The organism is Ideonella flava (assembly GCF_051857595.1).
GTDB lineage: Bacteria > Pseudomonadota > Gammaproteobacteria > Burkholderiales > Burkholderiaceae_C > Ideonella.
The window spans coordinates 263,376-278,959 of sequence record NZ_JBPZHD010000004.1 but is presented as its reverse complement, the minus strand read 5'-3'; the positions used below and the strand labels follow the sequence as shown (position 1 = coordinate 278,959).

Below are 15,584 nucleotides of genomic sequence, written 5' to 3'. Positions count from 1 at the left end.
CCGACTCACCATGAAGCTGCTTCGACACGGCGCCCCTGGCCAGGAACGCCCCGGCCTGCTCGATGCCCAGGGCCGCGTGCGCGACCTGTCCCACCTCGTGCCCGACATCGCCGGCAAGGTGCTCACGCCCGCCGGCCTGGCCGAGCTGCGCAGCCTCGACATCGAGCGCCTGCCCATCGTGCCGGGCACGCCGCAGCAGGGCCTGCGCCTCGGGCCCTGCGTGGGCCAGGTCGGCAAGTTCGTCTGCATTGGCCTGAACTACGCCGACCATGCGGCCGAGTCCGGCCTGCCGGTGCCCACCGAGCCGGTCGTCTTCGCCAAATGGACCAGCGCGATCTGCGGTCCGGACGACGACATCCAGATCCCTCGCGGCTCGGTCAAGACCGACTGGGAGGTGGAGCTCGGCGTGGTGATCGGGCAGGGCGGCCGCTACATCGAGGAAGCGGATGCGTTGAAGCACGTGGCCGGCTATTGCGTGGTGAACGACGTGTCCGAGCGCGAGTGGCAGCTCGAGCGCGGCACCCAGTGGGACAAGGGCAAGGGCTGCGACACCTTCGGCCCCATCGGGCCCTGGCTCGTCACCGCCGACGAGGTGCCCGACCCGCAGAACCTGGACCTCTGGCTGGAGGTCAGCGGCCACCGCTTCCAGAACGGCAACACCCGCACGATGGTGTTCGGCGTGGCGGCGATCGTGAGCTATCTCAGCCGCTTCATGAGCCTGCAGCCCGGCGACGTGATCTCCACCGGCACACCGCCCGGGGTGGGCCTGGGCCAGAAGCCGCCGCGCTACCTGAGGGCCGGCGAGACCATGCGCCTGGGCATCACCGGACTGGGCGTGCAGAACCAACGCACCGTCCCGGCCTGAGGGGCGGCCCGACATGACGACCATCCGCGACCTGCGCGTCCTCGACGTGCGCTTCCCGACCTCGCAGCACCTCGACGGCTCCGACGCGATGAACCCGGACCCGGACTACTCCGCGGCCTACGTCATCCTCGAGACCGACGAGGCCGGCCTGCAGGGCCACGGCCTGACCTTCACCATCGGCCGCGGCAACGAGATCTGCTGTGCCGCCATCCAGGCCATGCGCCACCTGGTGGTCGGGCTGGACCTGGACTGGATCGCCGCCGACATGGGCCGCTTCTGGCGCCACGTCACCTCCGACAGCCAGTTGCGCTGGATCGGGCCGGACAAGGGTGCCATCCACCTGGCCACCGGCGCGGTGGTGAACGCCGTGTGGGACCTGTGGGCCAAGTCGGCGGGCAAGCCGGTGTGGCAGCTGGTGGCCGACATGAGCCCAGAAGAGTTCGTGCGCTGCATCGACTTCCGCTACCTCACCGACTGCCTGACGCGCGAAGAGGCCCTGCAGATGCTGACCCGCGCCGCCGAAGGCAAGGCCGAGCGCCTGGCCACGCTGCAGCGCGAGGGCTATCCCTGCTACACCACCTCGGCCGGCTGGCTGGGCTACGAGGACGAGAAGCTCCGGCGCCTGTGCCAGGAGGCCGTCGATGCCGGCTTCAACCACATCAAGCTGAAAGTGGGCCGCGACCGGGCCGACGACATCCGCCGCCTGCGCATCGCGCGGGAGGTGCTCGGGCCGGATCGCCAGCTGATGATCGATGCCAACCAGGTCTGGGAAGTGCCGCAGGCGATCGACTGGCTGAAGGACCTGGCCTTCGCCAAGCCCTGGTTCATCGAGGAGCCGACGAGTCCCGATGACGTGGAAGGCCACCGCGCCATCCGCCAGGCCATCGGGCCGATGAAGGTGGCCACCGGCGAGATGTGCCAGAACCGCATCCTGTTCAAGCAGTTCATCATGCGCGGCGCCATCGACGTGGTGCAGATCGACAGCTGCCGCCTGGGCGGCGTGAACGAGATCCTGGCGGTGATGCTGATGGCCGCCAAGCACGGCCTGCCGGTGTGCCCGCATGCCGGCGGCGTGGGCCTTTGCGAGTACGTTCAGCACCTGTCGATGATCGACTATCTCTGCATCAGCGGCACCCGCGAGGGCCGCGTGGTGGAGTATGTAGACCACCTGCACGAGCACTTCGAGGAGCCCTGTCGCATCGAACACGCGGCCTACATGCCGCCCATGGCACCGGGCTTCTCGATCACGATGAAGCCGCAGTCGCTGCGGCAATACGAACACCGGCCGGCGCCGGCGGTCTGACATGGATCTGAATCTGAACGGCCAGGTCGTCATCGTCACCGGCGGTGCGGCCGGCATAGGCGGCGCCATCTGCCAGTCCCTGGCCGCCGAGGGCGCCATCCCGGTGGTGCTCGATCGCCACCCGCCCGAGGCCGGCTTCTGGAAGGGCCTGCAGGCCCTGCAGCCCGAGGCACGAGCCTTCCAGCTGGAACTCAACGACGAAGCGGCCTGCCGCCAGGCGGTGCAGGCCACGCTGACGCTCTTCGGCGGACTGCACGGGCTGGTGAACAACGCCGGCGTGAACGACGGCGTCGGGCTGGACGCGGGGCCGCAGGCCTTCGTCGCCTCGCTCGAGCGCAACCTCGTCCATGCCTACCTGATGGCGCATCTGTGCGTGCCGCATTTGCGCACCAGCCGCGGCAGCATCGTCAACATCTCGTCGAAAACGGCGGTGACGGGGCAGGGCGGCACGAGCGGCTACACCGCGGCCAAGGGCGCGCTGCTTTCGCTGACCCGGGAATGGGCGGCCTCGCTGCGGCGCGACGGGGTGCGCGTCAACGCCGTCATCCCCGCCGAGGTGATGACGCCGCTGTACCGCCGCTGGCTGGACGGCTTCGAGGATCCGGACGCCAAGCTGGCGGCCATCACGGCCCGCATCCCGCTGGGCCAGCGGATGACGACGCCGCAGGAGATCGCCGACACGGTGGTCTTCCTGCTTTCCGACCGGGCCAGCCATACCACCGGGCAATGGGTGTTCGTGGACGGCGGCTACACGCACCTGGACCGGGCGCTGGACTGAAGTTTCGTTCGCGGTGGGCGCCGGCGCTTCGCGTGGGCGCTCTTGAACGGAAGCGCGATCCTTAAGGTCGACGCTCGAAGTTCACGAGCGTCCACCATGTTCCACGGCATCAAGCTACCGCACCGCACCAGCACCAGGCCTGCGGACAATCAGCCGCTCCTGCCCAAGGGCTCCGGCTCGGCCAGCGGCAGTTCCTCTGCCCATGCCCATCCCGAGCTGGCTGGCCGGGGCTCGCCTGGCGCGGGCCCGAGCGCCATGGCGCCGCGCGGAAGTCCCTTCCTGAAACGCTCGGATGCCCTGTCGCCTCACGCCCAGGCCAACGCCCAAGCCGCCTTCCCGGGGCAGCGCCTGAGGTTTGCGGCGGACGCGTCCATCGTCCAGGAAGGCGTGAAGGTCGGGCAGGCGCCGGTCGAATTCGGGGCCAAGCCCAAGCCGACCAAGGTGGGGTCGCCTCGCCTCTCCCCGTCCGTGGCGGCGCCCCCGCCGGAACCGCCCCCCTCCACGCAGCGCCAGGAGCCGAAGCGCGGGCTCTTCGGGAACATCTTCAGTTCGTCGCAGGCCACCGCCTCCCACCAGGCGCCCAGCAGCGCGCCACCCCGGCCGGCGCAGACCAACCCGGCAAGTGCCGCCCACGCGAGCACTTCTCGCACCCCGGCCGAGAAGTTCAATGAGCGCTTGACGAAGTTCATGAGCCAGTGCCCCGAAGGCACGCTCAAGCGCACGCTCCGAAGCTACCTCGCCCAAGGCAACTTCCAGGGCTTCAGGAACGAGGTCATCAAGTCCTTGTCGCAGCACAAGGCGCCCAATCAAGCGGCCCACGAAGCGCTGATGCTGATGAACAGCTCGCTGCACAAGATGAGCGACTTCTCCGGCGTCGCGCTCCAGGAATACGTTGCCAGTTCGCCGCTGCAGTCGGCTGGCGCCACGTCCCGCACCCCGGCCGAGAAGTTCAGCGAGCGCCTGACGAAATTCATGAACCAGTGCCCCGATGGCACGCTCAGGCGCACTCTGCAGCTTCATGTCGCCCAGGGCAACTTCCAGGGCTTCAGGAACGAGGTCACCAAGGCCCTGACCGAGCACAAGGCCCCCGATCAGGCGGCCTACGAAGGGCTGATGTTGATGAACAGCTCGCTGCACAAGATGAGCGACTTCTCCGGCGTCCGGATCAACTACGCCAAGGCCAGGGCCTGATCCCTGCAGGGTCCCCGGCACCCTGATCGCTGTCGCGCGGTCGGTGATCAACCTCTAGACCAGGCCCCACCAGCCTGTCAAGGCGCAAGCCTGGGGACAACTTTCGGACAACCGGGCGGTTACCCACAGGCGCCGCCGGTGCGACGGAATTGCTGTCTTTTGGCCCCCAGGCCGCCCCGGGTCGGCTACACAGGGTTGCCCGGACTCTAAATCCTTGTCAAAACAGGCGAAAATGCTGTTTTCCACAGATTGCGCGGTCGTCTACTAAAACGACTAATCTGAAAGAGGAAGACATGATTGTTCTGAAGGCACCACAAGAAAAACTTCTGACCGCGTTGCAGGCCGTGGCCGGCATCGTCGAAAGGCGCCACACCCTGCCCATCCTGGCCAACGTGCTGTTGCGCAAGACGGGCGAGCAGATCGAGTTCACCACCAGCGACCTGGAGATCCAGGTCCGCACCTCGGCCACCCTGGGTGGCGATGCGGGCAGCCTGTCCACCACGGTGGGCGCCCGCAAGCTGATCGACATCCTGCGCACGCTGCCGTCCGACCAGCTGGTCTCTCTCACGGCCTCCGGCTCCAAGCTGACGCTGCAGGGCGGCAAGAGCCGATTCACTCTGCAGACCCTGCCCTCCGAGGACTTCCCGCTGGTGAACGAGGCGGTGGATTTCGGGCCCGTCTTCAGCGTCCCGCAGAAGACCCTCAAGGGGCTGATCGACCAGGTGCACTTCGCGATGGCGGTGCACGACATCCGCTACTACCTGAACGGCATCCTGTTCGTGGCCGAGGGCAAGACCCTGACCCTGGTCGCGACCGACGGCAGCCGCCTGGCGCTGGCCCAGGCCCAGCTCGAGACGGACATCCCCAAGCAGGAGGTGATACTGCCCCGCAAGACGGTGCTGGAGCTGATGCGCCTGCTGAAGGACGACAAGGATTCGGCCGAGGCCACGATCGAGATGCGCTTTGCCGTCAACCAGGCCAAGTTCAGCTTCTCGGGCATGGAGTTCGTGACCAAGCTGGTCGAGGGAAAATACCCCGACTACAACCGCGTCATCCCGAAGAACCACAAGAACATCGTCACCCTGGGGCGCGCGCCCTTGCTGGCCAGCCTGCAACGCGCCGCCATCCTGACGAGCGAGAAGTTCAAGGGCGTGCGGGTGAACATCGAGCCCGGCGTGCTGCGCATCGCCTCCTCCAACGCCGAGCAGGAAGAGGCCAAGGAAGAACTGGAAATCGACTACGACGGCCCGGCGATAGAGGTCGGCTTCAACGTCACCTACCTGATGGACGCCCTGGGCAACATCGGGCACGAAATGGTGAAGTTCGAGATGCACGACGGCTCGTCCGCCGCGCTCATCACCGTGCCGGAGCAAGAGGGATTCAAGTACGTCGTGATGCCTATGCGCATCTGAGGCCGCGCGGGGCCCGACCCTCCCCCCACCCCTGACCGGCGGGCTTCCAAGCCCGCCAAGCCGTTTTTAAGGGGCTTGCCGGGCCTGTCCCGTTGCCGAGCTCCCACCTGAAGAAAAGCCATGAGCGACCCCAAGAACCCCACCCCCGGCAGCCCTGACGACGGCGTCACCCGGCGCGAGATCCCTTCGCCCGAAGGCCTGGGGGCCTCGACGGGCGCGGAAGCCTCGGCCGCCTATGGCGAGGGCTCGATCCAGATCCTCGAAGGCCTGGAGGCGGTGCGCAAGCGCCCGGGCATGTACATCGGCGACACGTCCGACGGCACCGGCCTGCACCACCTGGTGTTCGAGGTCGTCGACAACTCGATCGACGAGGCCCTGGCCGGCCACTGCGACGACATCGTCGTCACCATCCACACCGACAACTCGATCTCGGTCATCGACAACGGCCGCGGCATCCCGACCGGCGTGAAGATGGACGACAAGCACGAGCCGAAGCGTTCGGCCGCCGAGATCGCCCTGACCGAGCTGCACGCCGGCGGCAAGTTCAACCAGAACAGCTACAAGGTCTCGGGCGGCCTGCACGGCGTGGGCGTGAGCTGCGTGAACGGCCTGTCTAAGTGGCTGCGGCTGACGGTGCGGCGCGACGGCAAGGTCCACTTCATCGAGTTCCGCAAGGGCATCCCGCAAGACCGGGTGATCGAGCTGCGCGACGGCTTCGAGACCAGCCCGATGAAGGTCATCGGCGACACCGAGAAGCGCGGCACCGAAGTCCACTTCCTGCCCGACACCGAGATCTTCCAGCAGAACAACGAGTTCCACTACGACATCCTGGCCAAGCGCCTGCGCGAGCTCTCGTTCCTGAACAACGGCGTCAAGATTCGCCTGGTCGACGAGCGCAACAACAAGGAAGACAACTTCGCCTACGCCGGTGGCGTGAAGGGCTTCGTCGAGTTCGTCAACAAAGGCAAGAAGACCCTGCACCCGAACATCTTCCATGCGGTGGGCGACAAGACCAGCGACCAGGGCACCAACATCGGTGTCGAGGTGGCGATGCAGTGGAACGACTCGTTCAGCGAGAACGTGCTGTGCTTCACCAACAACATCCCGCAGCGTGACGGCGGCACCCACCTGACCGGCTTGCGCGCCGCGATGACCCGCGTCATCAACAAGTACATCGACGACAACGAGCTGGCCAAGAAGGCCAAGGTCGAGATCGCCGGCGACGACATGCGCGAAGGCCTGGCCTGCGTGGTGAGCGTGAAGGTGCCCGAGCCGAAGTTCTCGAGCCAGACCAAGGACAAGCTGGTCAGCTCGGAGGTGCGCGCCCCGGTCGAGGACATCGTCAGCCGCCTGCTGAACGACTGGCTGCTCGAGAACCCCAACGACGCCAAGATCATCTGCAGCAAGATCGTGGACGCCGCCCGTGCCCGCGAGGCTGCGCGCAAGGCCCGCGAGATGACGCGCCGCAAGGGCGTGCTCGACGGCATGGGCCTGCCCGGCAAGCTGGCCGACTGCCAGGAGAAGGATCCGGCGCTGTGCGAGATCTACATCGTCGAGGGTGACTCCGCCGGTGGCTCCGCCAAGCAGGGCCGCGACCGGAAGTTCCAGGCCATCCTGCCGCTGCGCGGCAAGATCCTGAACGTGGAGAAGGCGCGCTACGAGAAGCTGCTGAGCTCCAACGAGATCCTGACGCTGATCACGGCGCTGGGCACCGGCATCGGCAAGGGCATGGGCGGGGATGACTTCAACCCCGACAAGCTGCGCTACCACCGCATTATCATCATGACCGACGCGGACGTGGACGGCGCCCACATCCGCACCCTGCTGCTGACCTTCTTCTACCGCCAGATGCCCGAGCTCGTGGAGCGCGGCCACATCTACATCGCGCAGCCGCCTCTGTACAAGGTCAAGCACGGCAAGGCCGAGCAGTACCTGAAGGACGGCACCGAACTGGATGCGTACCTGCTGCGCGTGGCGCTGGACGGCGCGCAGATCGAGCCCGGCGAGAGCAAGCCCGTCATCCGCGGTCCCGAGCTGGAAAGCCTGGCCCGCCACTACGTGCAGGCCACGAACGTGATCGACCGCCTGTCGGCCTGGATGGACGTCGAAGCGCTGCGCGCCATCAGCGACGGCCTGACGCTGAACCTGGACGACATGGCCCTGGCCGAAGCCAGCGCCACGGCACTGAAGGCCGCGCTGCACGACGCCGAGGTCGAGGCCGTGTTCGACCAGCGCACCGACAAGCACCTGCTTCGCATCAGCCGCCGCCACCACGGCAACATCAAGTCCAGCGTCATCACGCCCGACTTCGTGCACGGCGCCGACTACGAAGCCCTCGCCATCGCCGGCCGCGAATTCAAGGGCCTGCTCGGCTCCGACGCGCTGGTCAAGCGCGGCGAAGGCGACAAGCAGAAGGAAAGCAAGGCCGGCGACTTCCGCGCCGCCATGGCCTGGCTGATGGGCCAGGCCGAGAACAGCGTCGGCCGCCAGCGCTACAAGGGCCTGGGCGAAATGAACCCCGGCCAGCTCTGGGAAACCACGATGGACCCGACTGTGCGGCGCCTGCTGCGCGTCCAGATCGAGGATGCGATCGAGGCCGACAAGGTCTTCACGATGCTGATGGGCGACGAGGTCGAGCCGCGGCGGGACTTCATCGAGACGAATGCGCTGAGGGCGGCCAACATCGACGCGTGAGGAGGGCGTTGTCGCGAACCGCGACACCACTCGCCTTTCGAGATGCCCTGGCCAAGTCCCGGCGGTAAGCGGTACCCCGCCGGGACGGCCAGCAAGCTGGTACGTCCCTTCGCATGCCGCGACACCGCTGCGCCTGTGAGCTCCGAGCGGGCGCAGCACGCGCCAGCATCGGGGCACGCCGTACCCCCTTTCCGACCCAGTGGCCGGCGCCAAGACGCGCATCATGGACCCACTGCGAAACTCACCGACGATCAGGCCTCGGGACTCGCGCTCCGACTCCGAGGACGCCAGCCCGAGGCGGACGCGCGCCCGCACCGAGACGTCGCAGCAAGGGACCGTGCCGCTTTCCCCACGGGGCGGCCGGCCGGGCGACCTGGAAGCCGGGTCCTCGTCACGCGCCCCGCGCGCCGGCTCGCCCGTGCCCAGGCGATACGAGCCGAATGCTTCACTGGCCGCATTCCCGCGGGCGGCATGGGTGGACCTGAACGCGCCAGCGCCAGGGTCGCCCCGACCGAGGTTGCTGGACTTGAACGACGCTGCGGCGCATCCGCCACGTCAGGGTGAGTTGGACCTGAACGTCGCGCCGCCCGGTTCGCCCACGTCGCCCCGACCGAGGTTGTTCGACTTGAATGACCCTGCGGCGGGGGCGCCACGCCTGGCTGGGTTGGACCTGAACGCCACGCCGCCCGGGTCGCCACTGCCGGACTTGAATGAGGCCCCGGATGCAGTCGCGTCCCGGTCGCCGAGCCCCGGCGCTCCCTTGGCAGCCGGCGCGGCGGCGATGGCGCATTTCGGGATCCGGGGCATGCCCCGGCCGGCCGACCTGATCCGGGTGCTGGAACTCATTCCCCAGCAACCGCACCCGGCATTCGAAGCCCTGGTCTTGCGCGCGTGCGAGGAAATGCTGACGCTGATGGGCAGTTCCGAAGAACTGCTCCAGGCGCTGGACGAGCGTTATGCCGGCAACCCGGTCCTGAGCCACGCGATCGACCAACTCATGAACCACATCCTCGCCATCGAGGATTTCAGCGGCGTGTCCCACTCGCACGGCAGCGAGGAGTCCGATGGCCTGCAGGACGATGTCGAGCAGCAGCAGATCCCGCTGGGCGAGCAGATCCGCGCGTGGGACGCTTCGTTGGAGACGCGCGATTTCGACAACGAGCCCAACGCGCGGCCGTTCGCGCGCCTGCTCGCGCGCCTGCTCGAGCGGCGCGACGAGGGCTCGTCGTCCTCGGCCGCCGAGCAGTTGACGTTGCAGGTGGCTTCGGTCATCCGGGCCATCGCCGCCGATGCCGACCTGCGGGCCCAAGTCTTCCAGCTTGCGGAGTCCGCACTGGGCAGTTGCACCGACAACCTGTCCGAGGGCTTCTCCAACATCCTCCTGGCGGTGAACAACCATCAGATGTTCCAGGCCGTGGAAAGTGGCAGCGTGGGCGAGGTACAACTCCATCACTGGGCGGGGCAGCAACTGCGACTGTCGCTGCTCGAAAGCGCGGTGAACCGCTTCATCGCGGACAGCCTCCAGCGGCCCGACCTTTCGCGCGCGCAGAAGGAGAACCTCAAGAAGGAGCCGCTCGAGACCATGGTGCATGCCAAGGTGGCCCTGCGGGAGCGGCTCGACCTGCCGGAGAGCACGGTGTCGTCGATGACGTTTCGCACCTGCAGCGTGCTGACGCAGGGCGACCTGGAAGGGCTGGCGAGGCAGGTGGTCGAATCGTCTGCCGACCCGGCGACCCGCAACGCCTTCCTGCTGGGCAACGCCACCTGGCGCGCTGGCATGAGGGCGGCGCACCCGCAGGCGTTCGCAGACCTGGCGCGCGAACGCGACGAAGATCCCTTCCACGATCTCGACCTGCCTTCGCCCAATGACGAAGTGGCACAGATCGAATATGCCGGCCTGGCGCGCGAAGTCGAGGCGAAGTGGGCGCGGCGGGAGGACGAGCTCTTGTTGGCACTGGCGGCCGCGAACGAGAAACGACCTGCCCCTGGCTGACGCCAGCATTCCGAATCACACTTCGACCTCCCGTCGCAGCCCACGAGATACTTGCCGCGCAAGCGGCTGCCCTGCGGGTGTCGAATGACGGACGTCGACTTTCTGACCGCCCCCGCGCCTGGAGTGTCAGGCGTGGCATCGAGCCCCTGCCTGTTGCTGCCATGGCGCTCTTCCCCCAAGGCCTGACCAACGTCGACAGGCGCTGCACGCCGGGCGAGCGCAACGTGCTGCACCAGCTCAAGCGCTGCCTGGGCGATGACCATGTCGTCTGGCACGACGTGCCGATCGGACCGAGGGCGCGGCAGCCGGATTTCGTGGTGCTCGGGCCGCGGCAAGGATTGCTGCTGCTGGAGGTCAAGGATTGGAAGCTGTCCACACTCGCCAAGGCGAACCCCGATGCGGTGGAGCTGAACACGCCGCGGGGCCTGGTGACGGTGGCCAACCCTTTGCGCCAGGCGCGCGACTACGCCGCCGAGATGGCCGATGTGATGGCTGCCGACCCGTTGCTGGTGCACGGCGGAGGCCCTTTCCGCGGCAAGCTCCTGTTCGCCTGGGGCTGGGGCGTGGTCTTCGCCCGGATGCGCGAGAAGGAGCTGGCAGGCACCGACTTTCGGGAGCTGTTCCCGTCGCACCGATGTCTCGTCCAGGATGACCTGGATGACGAGGTGGAGCCGGCGGATTTCGCGGCGCGCCTGTGGGGCATGTTCAATGTGTCGTTCCCGTACACGCTGACCCTGCCGCAGCGCGACCGGATCCGCTGGCATCTGTTCCCCGAGTTGCGTGTCTCGACACAGGCCAGTCTCGGCTTCGACGAGGGTGCGCCGTCTGCTGCGCCGGCCTTGCCGGATCTGCTGCAGGTGATGGACTTGCAGCAGGAGCAGATCGCCCGCACGCTGGGCGAGGGCCACCGCGTCATCCACGGTGCCGCGGGCTCGGGCAAGACGATGATCCTGGTGTATCGCGCCCAGCACCTGGCCGCGGCCGCGCGGCCGGACCGCCCGGTGCTGGTGCTTTGCTACAACCGCGCGCTGGCCGATCGCATCGAGGCCCAGCTGCGCGACCGCGGCATCGACGAGCGCGTCCAGGTGCGCACCTTCCATGGCTGGTGTTCGGATGTGATCGACAGCTACCAGCTCGACGTGCCCTGGGTGCCGGACAAGCCTGCGCGCTACCGGCTGATGGCCGAGACGACCGAGCGTGCATTGCACACCGGCTTCGTGCCGGGCGGCCAGTACACCGCGCTGCTGGTGGACGAGGCACACGACTTCGAGGATGCCTGGCTGCGCATGGCAGTGAAGCTGGTGGACCCGGCCACCAACAGCCTGCTGGTGCTGTTCGACGATGCGCAGTCGATCTACCAGCGCAAGCGCCGGCGGCAGTTCACGCTGTCCAGCGTGGGCATCCAGGCGCAGGGGCGCACCAGCATCCTGAAGATCGACTACCGCAACACGGCGGAGGTGTTGGCGGTGGCGGTGCAGTGTGCACAAGGCCTGCTGGCCGGGGGCTCGGAGACGATGGACGACGAAGGCGCGATTCCCTTGGTCCAGCCTGCCACTGCCGGGCGCCGTGGGCCCATGCCGGTTTTCGTGCAGGGGCGCAACGAGCACGAGGAGGCGGAGCTGATCGCCGAGCGCATCGAGGTCGCTTGCCAGGGTGGCCGGTCGCTCTCGGAGGTGGCGGTGCTGTGCCGTGCCAAGTACCAAATGCGGCCGATCGAGCAGGCGCTGCGGCGCCGGCACATGGCCTGCCAGTCGATGGGGTCTCAGCGGGTCGGCGGCTTCGCCTGGCGAGAGCAGAGCGTGAAGCTGCTCACCCTGCACAGCGCCAAAGGGCTGGAGTTCCCGCTGGTGTTCATCGCCGGTCTGCAGGCCATGCCGATGAAGGACGAGTCCCCGGAGGAGGCGGCGCGCCTGCTCTATGTGGGAATGACGAGGGCCACCCACGAACTGGTGCTGTCCGCGCACGGCGACTCGCCCTTGGTGCGGCGGGTAGCCGCCGCGCTGCAGGAGGTCCAGGGGCAGTTCTCGGCGGCCGCGTGAGACGGCGTCGGCCTTGGACGCTCTGCGCGTCATCGGCTCAGGTGCTCTCGGCGCTTGGGGCTGTCACCGGCGGGCGGTTCTTGCGGTAGGAGTCCTTCAGCGCGATCTTGCCGCCTCGAAAGGTGAAGACATCACAGCCATGGACTTCGACGCGATTGCCGTCGGTCCGCGTTCCGGTGAACGTCCACTCGGACACGCCCCTTTCCCCATGGACAAAGTGCCGGGCGTCACCCCAGTGGGCATCGGGGAAGGCCGTCCAGACCTGGACGAAGGCCGCCTGCACGGCCTCACGGCCCGCGTACCGGGTGCCGCAGGCATCCGGTCCTGCCGAGGCTTCGAAGACACAGTCATCACTCATGAACGACATGAGGGCGGCGGCATCGTGGCGATTCCACGCATCGGCAAAGGCTTGCAGGACCTCGATGGTGACTTCTGCCATCACGTTCGACATGATCTGACTCCTCTTCGGCGCGCTCGCTCACGATCATGCTCCTGGCGCCCAGCGGCCGGAGAGGCCGCTGGCAACGACAGGTCAGTCGACTCGGGGCTATTCTTCGACGCCCTCGGGCACGCTGTCGATTCCCGCTGCCCTTGTTCGTCATGCAAGGAAACCTCTCGCTGAGCAACGGACAACCTCATGCCTGCCCATCCCGCATCCCACTCGCCCAGCCACCGCTGGCTCGCCCTGACCGTGCTGTGTCTCGGGGTGCTGATGATCGTGCTGGACACGACCATCGTGAACGTGGCGCTGCCGTCGATCCGTGTCGACCTGGCCTTCACCGAGACTTCGCTGGTCTGGGTCGTCAACGCCTACATGCTGACCTTCGGCGGCTTCCTGCTGCTGGGGGGGCGCCTCGGCGACCTGTACGGCCACCGCCGAGTCTTCATCGCGGGCATCGCCGTCTTCACGCTGGCGTCGCTGGCCTGCGGACTGGCGCCCTCGCAGGAGGTGCTGGTCGCGGCGCGGGCGGTGCAGGGCTTCGGCGGCGCGGTGGTGTCCGCCGTGTCGCTGTCGCTGATCATGAACCTGTTCACCGAGCCGGCCGAGCGCGCCAAGGCGATGGGTGTCTACGGCTTCGTGTGCTCCTGCGGGGGCAGCATAGGCGTGCTGCTCGGTGGGTTGCTCACCACCAGCCTGGGCTGGCACTGGGTGTTCCTGGTCAACCTGCCGATCGGCGTGGCCGTGATCGCGCTGTGCATGAAGCTGCTGGCCGCGTCCGCGGGTGGCGCGCAAGGGGCGCGGCTGGACTGGGCCGGTGCGGCGGCGGTGACGCTGTCCCTGATGCTGGCGGTGTATGCGGTGGTCAACGGCAACACGGCGGGCTGGGTGTCGGCGCAGACCTTGTCGATGCTGGCCGTGGCGGTGGCGCTCTTCGGCCTGTTCCTCGCCATCGAAGCGCGCATCGCTCAACCCCTGATGCCGTTGTCGCTGTTCCGCTCGCGCAACCTCTCGGCGGCCAATGCGGCGGCCGTGCTGTGGGCGGCGGCCTGCTTCGCCTGGTTCTTCCTCTCGGCGCTGTACATGCAGCTGGTGCTCGGCTACACGCCCTGGCAGGTGGGCATGGGCTTCCTGCCCGCCAACCTGATCATGGCGGTCATGTCACTGGGCCTGTCCGCCAGGATGGTGATGCGCTTCGGCATCCGGGGGCCGCTGGCGGTGGGGCTGCTGCTGGCCGCGGCAGGGCTCGTCTGCTTCGCCCGCGCGCCGGTGGACGGCGACTTCTGGTGGGACGTGCTGCCGGGCATGCTGCTGCTCGGCCTGGGTGGCGGAGTGGCCTTCAACCCGATGCTGCTGGCCGCGATGAGCGACGTGAATCCCGCCGACTCGGGCCTGGCCTCCGGCATGGTCAACACCTCGTTCATGATGGGTGGCGCGCTGGGGCTGGCGGTGCTGGCCAGCGGCGCGGCGGCGCGCACCGATGCATTGAAGGCCGCCGGCGTCGAAGCCGTGCAGGCGCTGAACCAGGGCTACCAACTCGCCTTCGTCCTCGGCGCGGCCTTTGCGGCGCTGGCCGCGGTGCTGGGCGTCGCTCTCATCCGCGCGGCCCATTCGGCCGGCGCATCCTCGCCTCCCAACCCCTCAGCCGAAGGAGAACCCGCATGAGCGTGTACGTCGATGGTTTCGTGGTGCCCGTGCCCCAGGACCGCCTGGCCGATTACCGCAAGCTCGCCCGCAAGGCCGGCAAGGTGTGGAAGGAGTACGGCGCGCTGCAGTACGTCGAGTGTGTGGCCGACGACGTGAAGCCCGGCAAGTCCACTTCCTTTCCGCAGGCCGTGAAGCTGAAGGAGGGCGAGGTCGTGGTCTTCTCGTACATCGTCTACAAGAGCCGCCGCGATCGCGACCGCATCAACAAGCTGGTCATGGCCGATCCGCGGCTGGAAGCGATGATCGATCCGAAGAACCTGCCCTTCGACGGCAAGCGCATGTTCTGGGGTGGCTTCAAGGGAATCGTCGAGATGTAAGGCCCCCACGCCCCTGGTTTTGGCCGCGTGCGATGGAGCTAGTCTTGGATGAAGTTGATCGGTTCGTGAAGCGAGCGCCGGCTGCGGAGTTGGCGCGGCTGCAGGCCGAGGCCGAAGGGCTGGCGACACTGGCTGCGACCCAGGCGATCACCGTCCCGGCAGTGCAGTCGTGTGGCATCGATGACGAAACCGGCCAGGCCCGGCTGGTGATGGACCGGCTCGACCTGCGCCCGCCCGATGCCGGTTTCGGCGCGCGTTTGGGCGAGGCGCTCGGTCGCCTGCATGCGGCGGTCCCTGAGAAGGGCGACGGGCGTTTCGGGTGGGATGCCGACAACTTCATCGGCGCCACGCCTCAGGTCAACGGATGGAGTGCGTTCGGCGGCGTAGAAGACTGGATCGCCTTCCACCGCGAGCAGCGCCTGGGCGCGATGGCAAGGCGCCTGGCGCGATCGGGCGCGGCGATCGAGCTGCTGCGTGCCGTCGAGGACGTGCAAGCCGCACTGCCTCGCTTCTTCGACGACGGCCACGTGCCGCGCGCCAGCCTCATCCACGGTGACCTCTGGAGCGGCAACTGGGGCATGCTGCCCGATGGGCGTCCAGTCATCTTCGACCCCGCGGTGTCGGTGTCGGACGCCGAAGCCGAGCTGGCGATGATGGAGCTGTTCGGCTCTCTACCCGCGGACTTCTGGCCGGCCTGGCGCGCCGTGATGGGCCCGCACGAGGGCTACCCGCGCCGACGCGGCCTGTACCAGCTCTACCACCTGCTGAACCACGCGCTGCTGTTCGGGGGCGGGTATGCCGCGCAGTCGCTGGCCATGACCCGGAAGCTGCTGCGAAGCGCCTGAT

12 protein-coding genes are annotated in these 15,584 nt (G+C 67.8%); 11 read left to right on the top strand and 1 reads right to left on the bottom strand.

The features are described from left to right. Positions 1–10: 10 nt before the first annotated feature. From ACS5PM_RS10395 to ACS5PM_RS10360, 8 genes are all read left to right on the top strand, one after another. A complete protein-coding gene (locus ACS5PM_RS10395; RefSeq protein WP_439387541.1) occupies positions 11–865 on the top strand; it encodes an ureidoglycolate lyase in 855 nt (284 codons plus the stop codon). A gap of 13 nt (positions 866–878) precedes the next feature. Continuing rightward, on the top strand, positions 879–2,168 hold the full coding sequence (locus ACS5PM_RS10390) for an L-fuconate dehydratase (RefSeq protein ID WP_439387540.1): 1,290 nt from the start codon (positions 879–881) through the stop codon (positions 2,166–2,168). Between the two features lies 1 nt (position 2,169). Further along, positions 2,170–2,946, top strand: coding sequence for an L-fucose dehydrogenase (locus ACS5PM_RS10385; protein ID WP_439387539.1), 777 nt, complete (start codon positions 2,170–2,172; stop codon positions 2,944–2,946). A 96-nt stretch (positions 2,947–3,042) separates the two neighbouring features. Then, the gene (locus ACS5PM_RS10380) at positions 3,043–4,137 is read left to right on the top strand and encodes a hypothetical protein (protein WP_439387538.1); all 1,095 of its coding nucleotides are present in this window, start codon (positions 3,043–3,045) and stop codon (positions 4,135–4,137) included. 293 nt (positions 4,138–4,430) lie between these two features. After that, positions 4,431–5,549 carry a DNA polymerase III subunit beta gene (dnaN, locus tag ACS5PM_RS10375; RefSeq protein WP_439387537.1) on the top strand — a complete coding sequence of 373 codons (1,119 nt, stop codon included), beginning with the start codon at positions 4,431–4,433 and terminating at the stop codon, positions 5,547–5,549. A gap of 120 nt (positions 5,550–5,669) precedes the next feature. Continuing rightward, positions 5,670–8,243: a DNA topoisomerase (ATP-hydrolyzing) subunit B gene (gyrB, locus tag ACS5PM_RS10370; RefSeq protein WP_439387536.1), complete on the top strand. Its 2,574-nt coding sequence runs from the start codon at positions 5,670–5,672 to the stop codon at positions 8,241–8,243. 805 nt (positions 8,244–9,048) lie between these two features. Beyond that, complete coding sequence (locus tag ACS5PM_RS10365; RefSeq protein ID WP_439387535.1) at positions 9,049–10,236, top strand: NEL-type E3 ubiquitin ligase domain-containing protein; 1,188 nt, start codon at positions 9,049–9,051, stop codon at positions 10,234–10,236. A 161-nt stretch (positions 10,237–10,397) separates the two neighbouring features. After that, positions 10,398–12,275, top strand: a complete 1,878-nt coding sequence (locus tag ACS5PM_RS10360) for a DEAD/DEAH box helicase (protein WP_439387534.1) — start codon at positions 10,398–10,400, stop codon at positions 12,273–12,275. 37 nt (positions 12,276–12,312) lie between these two features. On the opposite strand, the gene ACS5PM_RS10355 is transcribed toward ACS5PM_RS10360, so the two are convergent. After that, positions 12,313–12,726: a nuclear transport factor 2 family protein gene (locus ACS5PM_RS10355; RefSeq protein ID WP_439387533.1), complete on the bottom strand. Its 414-nt coding sequence runs from the start codon at positions 12,724–12,726 to the stop codon at positions 12,313–12,315. 186 nt (positions 12,727–12,912) lie between these two features. Between ACS5PM_RS10355 and ACS5PM_RS10350 the strand changes: the two genes are divergently transcribed. From ACS5PM_RS10350 to ACS5PM_RS10340, 3 genes are read left to right on the top strand one after another with little or no spacing between them, the layout of a single operon-like run. Continuing rightward, positions 12,913–14,379 carry a DHA2 family efflux MFS transporter permease subunit gene (locus ACS5PM_RS10350; RefSeq protein ID WP_439387532.1) on the top strand — a complete coding sequence of 489 codons (1,467 nt, stop codon included), beginning with the start codon at positions 12,913–12,915 and terminating at the stop codon, positions 14,377–14,379. Continuing rightward, on the top strand, positions 14,376–14,738 hold the full coding sequence (locus ACS5PM_RS10345; protein ID WP_439387531.1) for a DUF1428 domain-containing protein: 363 nt from the start codon (positions 14,376–14,378) through the stop codon (positions 14,736–14,738). Before ACS5PM_RS10350 ends, ACS5PM_RS10345 begins: the two co-directional genes overlap by 4 nt. A gap of 44 nt (positions 14,739–14,782) precedes the next feature. Continuing rightward, positions 14,783–15,583, top strand: coding sequence for a fructosamine kinase family protein (locus ACS5PM_RS10340; protein ID WP_439387530.1), 801 nt, complete (start codon positions 14,783–14,785; stop codon positions 15,581–15,583). Position 15,584: the final 1 nt, after the last annotated feature.

Coding starts and splice junctions, on each gene's coding strand:
- ACS5PM_RS10395 (WP_439387541.1), top strand. CDS start 11: ATGAAGCTGCTTCGACACGGCGCCCCTGGCCAGGAACGCCCCGGCCTG.
- ACS5PM_RS10390 (WP_439387540.1), top strand. CDS start 879: ATGACGACCATCCGCGACCTGCGCGTCCTCGACGTGCGCTTCCCGACC.
- ACS5PM_RS10385 (WP_439387539.1), top strand. CDS start 2,170: ATGGATCTGAATCTGAACGGCCAGGTCGTCATCGTCACCGGCGGTGCG.
- ACS5PM_RS10380 (WP_439387538.1), top strand. CDS start 3,043: ATGTTCCACGGCATCAAGCTACCGCACCGCACCAGCACCAGGCCTGCG.
- dnaN (WP_439387537.1), top strand. CDS start 4,431: ATGATTGTTCTGAAGGCACCACAAGAAAAACTTCTGACCGCGTTGCAG.
- gyrB (WP_439387536.1), top strand. CDS start 5,670: ATGAGCGACCCCAAGAACCCCACCCCCGGCAGCCCTGACGACGGCGTC.
- ACS5PM_RS10365 (WP_439387535.1), top strand. CDS start 9,049: ATGCCCCGGCCGGCCGACCTGATCCGGGTGCTGGAACTCATTCCCCAG.
- ACS5PM_RS10360 (WP_439387534.1), top strand. CDS start 10,398: ATGGCGCTCTTCCCCCAAGGCCTGACCAACGTCGACAGGCGCTGCACG.
- ACS5PM_RS10355 (WP_439387533.1), bottom strand. CDS start 12,726: ATGTCGAACGTGATGGCAGAAGTCACCATCGAGGTCCTGCAAGCCTTT.
- ACS5PM_RS10350 (WP_439387532.1), top strand. CDS start 12,913: ATGCCTGCCCATCCCGCATCCCACTCGCCCAGCCACCGCTGGCTCGCC.
- ACS5PM_RS10345 (WP_439387531.1), top strand. CDS start 14,376: ATGAGCGTGTACGTCGATGGTTTCGTGGTGCCCGTGCCCCAGGACCGC.